Origin of the sequence: Coleofasciculus sp. D1-CHI-01 (genome assembly GCF_040218875.1) — a bacterium.
GTDB lineage: Bacteria > Cyanobacteriota > Cyanobacteriia > Cyanobacteriales > Coleofasciculaceae > Coleofasciculus.
The window spans coordinates 1-5,900 of sequence record NZ_JAVJQP010000205.1 but is presented as its reverse complement, the minus strand read 5'-3'; the positions used below and the strand labels follow the sequence as shown (position 1 = coordinate 5,900).

Annotated in this window: 6 protein-coding genes and 1 pseudogene; 5 read left to right on the top strand and 2 right to left on the bottom strand. The window is 43.5% G+C overall.

Features of this window, described 5'->3' with window-relative positions; translation table 11 throughout:
* The first annotated feature begins 779 nt into the window (after positions 1 to 779).
* From RIB93_RS33785 to RIB93_RS33765, 5 genes are all read left to right on the top strand, one after another.
* On the top strand, positions 780 to 1,703 hold the full coding sequence (locus tag RIB93_RS33785; RefSeq protein ID WP_446379903.1) for an NF038130 family PEP-CTERM protein: 924 nt from the start codon (positions 780 to 782) through the stop codon (positions 1,701 to 1,703).
* 448 nt (positions 1,704 to 2,151) lie between these two features.
* On the top strand, positions 2,152 to 3,156 hold the full coding sequence (locus tag RIB93_RS33780) for an NF038130 family PEP-CTERM protein (RefSeq protein ID WP_446379901.1): 1,005 nt from the start codon (positions 2,152 to 2,154) through the stop codon (positions 3,154 to 3,156).
* Between the two features lie 201 nt (positions 3,157 to 3,357).
* On the top strand, positions 3,358 to 4,062 hold the full coding sequence (locus RIB93_RS33775; protein ID WP_446379899.1) for a hypothetical protein: 705 nt from the start codon (positions 3,358 to 3,360) through the stop codon (positions 4,060 to 4,062).
* Positions 4,063 to 4,319: 257 nt separating this feature from the next.
* Complete coding sequence (locus RIB93_RS33770; protein ID WP_446379897.1) at positions 4,320 to 4,700, top strand: hypothetical protein; 381 nt, start codon at positions 4,320 to 4,322, stop codon at positions 4,698 to 4,700.
* 63 nt (positions 4,701 to 4,763) lie between these two features.
* Positions 4,764 to 4,898 (top strand): PEP-CTERM sorting domain-containing protein, encoded by a 135-nt coding sequence (locus RIB93_RS33765; RefSeq protein ID WP_446379895.1) that lies wholly within the window; start codon positions 4,764 to 4,766, stop codon positions 4,896 to 4,898.
* 131 nt (positions 4,899 to 5,029) lie between these two features.
* On the opposite strand, the gene RIB93_RS33760 is transcribed toward RIB93_RS33765, so the two are convergent.
* Positions 5,030 to 5,443, bottom strand: a complete 414-nt coding sequence (locus RIB93_RS33760; RefSeq protein WP_446379893.1) for a fasciclin domain-containing protein — start codon at positions 5,441 to 5,443, stop codon at positions 5,030 to 5,032.
* Positions 5,444 to 5,524: 81 nt separating this feature from the next.
* A pseudogene (locus RIB93_RS33755) lies at positions 5,525 to 5,900 on the bottom strand (lipid-A-disaccharide synthase-related protein); the annotation flags it as partial.

Here is a 5,900-nt window from a genome sequence, read left to right as displayed (position 1 = left end):
GATCAAAAGGGGGACGGAAGGGGGATCAAAAGGGGGACGGAAGGGGGATCAAAAGGGGGACGGAAGGGGGATCAAAAGGGGGACGGAAGGGGGATCAAAAGGGGGACGGAAGGGGGATGGTATAACACAGTTGCGCTTTAGTGCTAAAAAGGCTTAATTCAGCGTATTCAATCAGATAGTCTAGGTTCCCGCGCCAGATTTTGACAAGATTAAGCTGTCATCAATTTAGATTGGGAATGGGTAGCGAGCAAGATGCTCACACTACAAGGTTGCAAGGTAAAAGGAAATGATAACTGACCAGAAGGATATGATCTAATAATTCATAAATCTCAATATTTTTGCCAGTAAACTGGGAAAAAACAGTTACATAAATTTAAAAATCAGGTATTTTTTCTCCCTATTTAACTCGTCCTAAGTCTCTAAGTAGGTGGATACAATTAAAGTTAACGGTGGAGATTAGGGAACAGTAAGGGTTTGAGGTCTATTTACAAGACTTAGTACAGTGCCGTTTTCTTTGATCCGACTACTTAGTGCAAGAAGGCAGAACGCAGGAGACAGAAGGAAAGAAAGCTTGTACAGTAAGCTGTTGCACCTTTTTCAACTGAATAGTTAGAGTCTGCTGCGCTGCACTAGGTTTTCCTGATCTTCTCACAATCTTCACAGAAGCCTATAGAAGTTTTACACGGGCTTCACCCATTGGCATAGTTGAGCTTTTTATAATAAAAGATATCTGAGAGCAGGCTGGCTTTGTAACCACTCAATAACTAAGGAAATAAATCATGAAAAGCAATCTGAAGAAACTACTGTTTGGCGCATCAATTCTTGCCAGTGTCACTGGGCTTGCTACTGCCCCCGCTTCGGCAACAACATTTACTCTCTCTGGTTCAGACATTATTAAATATGAGGCGATCGATACGAATAATGATGGCATATTGGATACAACAGTAGCCAATCCAAACGCCGATATCAATGCTCTCCTACAAGGAAATTGCAGTGTTCCCGCATATCTGCCTCAATATCAATGTCAACCCGGTGAACCCGGTGGAAACCTAGAATTATTTGCCAGCAGCGAACAACTTGACCTGAATCAATTTTTAGCGAATCAGGACGTTACCAGCTTACAAGCGACGTTTGATGATGGTAGAAGCATGACGCTAAGTAGCCTAACGGCAGTGGACTGGTTTGGAGAGGACTTAAATACTGGCTATGGAGCTAATACATTAGCCAATAGATGGTTTAGTGATGCCCTGGATACCTACAATATTAACGATAGTTTACTTGGTTTTTTGGGTTACAGCCAAGAGAGTTTATACAATACATTCCTGAACAGCGGTGGGTTCCAACGTTTCAGTGACGCGAATATCAGCTACGTCAATAATGATAACGGCACCGTGGATATTGGTTTAGCGGGTCACTATGACGCGAGACAGATGTTATTAGGCGTCTCTTCCACACAATTTGAGATACCGTTGCAAGCTAGTGAGGTGGTTAAAGTAACTCATAATGGTAGAACCACTTATGCTTATACCTTCAGTGCGGCTGATTCTACCCTTTCGTCCAACGATGGAACGCGATCGCATACTGGAGTCTACGATCCACAATTTACGCTTGATCCAGTTGACGTGCCAGAACCCTCGATTCTACTCGGCTTAATTGGCGTAGGTGGTTTAGTCGTCGCCAAACGCCAGAGCCAAAAATCTTAGGTCAAATGTCGCTGAGATAGGCGCTTGTGACAATTAGATCAGTTTTTAGGGAGCCAACAGGCTCCCTTTGTAGTTTGACGATCTGATTTTTGTCAGTGAGTAGGCATTCTTCGGTGGCGATACACCATTTTTTTTACAAAATGCCACCAAAGGTATACAGATTGCTAGATTAATTCATATATATTTAGTTGTTGAGTGTTTATTAGCATATATAAGAGAAAATGGCTACAACTTCATCGAAACTTTATCGATTTTTTGCGAAACTTCATGTAAACTTTATAAATAGATGAGGAAATGTGTGTGCAGGCGACGAAAGCTCAAGGGCTGAAGACATCGCCTGTTAGAGGGCAACCAGAGGTTATTAGAGCCAAGAGTGGGTTAGCCCAAGCCTAACCCTGTGTATGTGCTGTTAAGAAGGCTCAACCTATAAAGTCACGGAGATACTGCAATGAAAACGAATATCCAGAAACTGCTCGTCGGGGCATCACTTGTTATGGGTGTCAGTGCGATCGCCACCAATCCAGCGTCGGCGGCATCTCTGACTAACCCTCAAGTGACGGGTGAAAAAGGAGAAGACTATTTAATCTACGAACACGTCCCCAATCCAGATCCTACAGCGACGGTGGATTTTACCAAGCTTAACAACGATGCAGATTTGGAAACAGTCTTGCAAGGAAGTTGCTCGGTTGGAGGAGCGTTCATTCCCAGCAACAGTTGTGAAAAAGGTGAACCGGGGGGGAATGTTGAGCTATTCGCCAATAGTGAACAACTATCCTTTGATGAATTCTTGGATTACACCACGGTGACCAGCTTAACGGGTGATCTGGGGGACAACAGCATTACCCTGAGCAGTTTGACGGCAACGGATTGGTTTGGGGAAGGCTTAGATACTAACTATGAAGCCGATAATTTAGCGAACGAGTGGTTTGAGGCGGCTTTAACCTCCTATGGCATCACCGATGGTTTGCTAGGGACAGCGAACATGTTTATACCCGAAATTCCCGATAGTAAAGTGAGTCTTTTCAACGCATTCCGGGATAACGGTGGATTTCAACGATTCAGCGATCCGAATATTGCCTATGTTGACATGGATGATATTACGGGAAGCCTAGAGGTTGGGCTAGCGGGGCACTATGATGCAGTTGATCTGATCTTTGATGATCTAACTTCGTTCCAAAAAACTGCCTTGTCAGAGTTTTTGGGCGGGAACCCTATACAAGCTGCTGAACTCGTCAAGATTGACTATGAGGGAGAGACGACCTACCATTACAGCTTCAGCGCCGCAGAATCTGGGTTGCTTGAACAGGGGGATATGATGTCTCATACAGGTCTCTACGATCCTGAGCTAACCAGTAATGTGGAAGTGGAAGAGGCTCCTGAACCCTCCTTTGTACTAGGAAGCCTGTTGGCGGCGGGTGGCATGTTTGCTGCTAAGCGCAAGCGGAAAAAATAGTCAGCTACAGATAAGAGCGTTTGTATTATATCAGAGGGAGATCACTCCCTCTTTTTTTTGTGCGATCGCCTCCCCACAACTTGACGATCCAAAAACTTCATCAAAACTTTATATAAACTTCACGGTTACTTTACCTCATCAGGTCTATACATCCCATAGATTAAGAGAGAACTCGTATATCTACAACAGAGAACAATCAATATGAAAAGATTATCCATGGCGATCGCTGGAACAGCTATAGCGCTAGGAACAGTGGGTATGGCTCCGGTTGAGGCAGCTACTGTTACCAATCTCAAGTATTCTGGATATCTGAGTGTGCAATCCCAGTATTTGCCTTATCTACCCGGTGTTGATATTACTGGGGATAAGGTAACAATACCCATAGATCAAGATTTCGATATGGACAACGTTAGCGGCAGGCTATCTGATACAGGGGATACTATGCTAACCATTCCTTGGAAAAATGAATCTGACACCTTGTCAGATCTCTTTCCAGAATTCTTGTCATTTTTGTATCAAGATGATTTCCTGACTTCTTTTCAGGGAAGTGGTTCTGTTTTTGATATTCAAAACAATAAACTATCGGGCTTTAATTTCTTTTACGACACACCCACAGGTGAAATGGTTGTGGACGGCTATGATTTTAATGAAATTGAAACCTGTTTGTCAGCTACATGTATCGTAACAGGTCAAGGAGGTATCTCCTTATCCGTTCCTGGCGCTGCCGTCGGTATTCCGTTTCTAGGAACAATACCAGTTGACGCTGATATAAGTTTTAATCTGACCCAAACAGCAAAACCTCTTTCTTCAACAGACACTCCATCGGCTCCAGAACCCTCATTTTTATTAGCCAGTTTATTGGCTGGGGGAGGTTTATTGAACGCCAAACGCAAGCCGAAAAAATAGTAAATTTTTCATCAGAGACATGAGATGAAATTTAAGAGAGCTATATAGCTCTTTTTCTATACTCACATTAACCCCTATGAAACCAGCCCAAATATTCATCAACACTTTACATAAGCTTCACAGTTACTTTACCTAAATCAGTCCTGGTATCCCATAGAGTAAAACGGTTATCTGATGCAGAAGATGAAGAGCTAACCTTTGGTCTTAACCATGTTGAAGACTATTTAGAGGCACTCCTACCTAGCCCAGTTTTACCATTGATTGATTCTATTGACGTTCAGGGTTCTATTCTAGATTCCGAGAACAATTTCCTATCGGAGTTTAATGTCTTTTTCCGGGATGATGAAATTGTTGCCGGAAACTATAGTTATGCTGATATCGAAAGCTGTCTAGAGAGTACCTGTCATGTCTTGTTTGGCGGTAATGCTAGTGCCTCTGTATTGTTCCCTTCTAGCGTTAATTTGACAGTAAATGGCGGTTTTACCAAAACAGCAATGTCTCTGGTTGATGACAATTCTACAGAGCCTGGTTTAGTATCTTTCGACTATTCAATCACTCCAATCAACTCTATACCCGAACCAATCGCTTTGTTACCTGTTGATTCTGAACCCGAACTACCACCTGTTGCTGAAGACTAACCTGAACCCCCTGTTGTAGAAGCACCTTCTGAACCTGAACCTGAACCCCCTGTTACCGAAGAAATGCCTACCGATTCATCGGGAGAATTGGGTGACGAATCTGATATCGCATCTGTACCGGAACCTACCACATTATTAGGGCTATTTGGCTTGGGTGGTTTCTTGGCAGCAAAACGGAAGCGAATGAAAGCAGATTAGGGCGGCTTACTACCACTAACGACAACTTAACAACAATTGAAAATATTGAGAGTATACCCAAAACTATTCTTCAGTAAAGTTTTGGGTATTAAAACTAACTAATTAGTGACGGAGTACGCAAAATAAAAAAATCAACTAGACATGATTGCTGGCATTAAAATTGAGTCAATTACATGAATAACACCGTTATCCGCCAGGATATCGGGCTTGACAATAATAGCCTGATTCACTTTATAACCACTGGATGTATCGATCGCTAATACTGAGCCTTCCAGGGTTGGCACTTCTTGTACCTCGATCAGGTTATCGCTTCTGACATCTCCGGAGACAACGTGATAGGTAAGAATTTTTTTGAGTTTGGGGATATCCTGCAAGAGAGTGTCTAAGGTTCCCTCTGGCAGTTTCGCAAATGCCTCATCGACAGGGGCAAAAACGGTGTAAGGACCAGGACTCTTGAGAGTATCGACTAAATTGGCAGCCTCAACCGCCTTGACTAGGGTGTTGAACGAACCAGCGTTGATGGCAGTCTCGACAAGATTGGGCATGAGTTTGATCGGGTTTTTATTGAATCTCCTGTTTAGGAATACAATAGTTTCTCTCAAACTAACATCTTTCAAAGGTTAGAATTATTTCTCAAACCGTTCCATCAAACAATCGGCAATGCGCCGCGCTGCACCAGATTGACCCATACGACGGCGACCATTGTCGGCAATCAGTTGCACGCGATCGGGATCTCTTAACAACTTCTGGAGGACTTGGGCGACTCGCTCGGGTTGTTCGACTAAAATTAAGGATGGTCCTAATAGTCGCGTTTGCGCTTCGGCAAAAGCGGGGGTGTATTGAGGACCCGTTCCCGGAATCGCGATCGCAGGTTTTCCTAATCCGACAAATTGTTCGGTTGCGGTTCCTGCCATGGCAATGCAGCAGTCGGCTTTGAGCAGACAAAGGGTATAGTCGTCTTGGGTTAATATCAAAGTGCCATTCTGGTTAGTTAACGCGATC

Coding starts and splice junctions, on each gene's coding strand:
- RIB93_RS33785 (WP_446379903.1), top strand. CDS start 780: ATGAAAAGCAATCTGAAGAAACTACTGTTTGGCGCATCAATTCTTGCC.
- RIB93_RS33780 (WP_446379901.1), top strand. CDS start 2,152: ATGAAAACGAATATCCAGAAACTGCTCGTCGGGGCATCACTTGTTATG.
- RIB93_RS33775 (WP_446379899.1), top strand. CDS start 3,358: ATGAAAAGATTATCCATGGCGATCGCTGGAACAGCTATAGCGCTAGGA.
- RIB93_RS33765 (WP_446379895.1), top strand. CDS start 4,764: ATGCCTACCGATTCATCGGGAGAATTGGGTGACGAATCTGATATCGCA.
- RIB93_RS33760 (WP_446379893.1), bottom strand. CDS start 5,443: ATGCCCAATCTTGTCGAGACTGCCATCAACGCTGGTTCGTTCAACACC.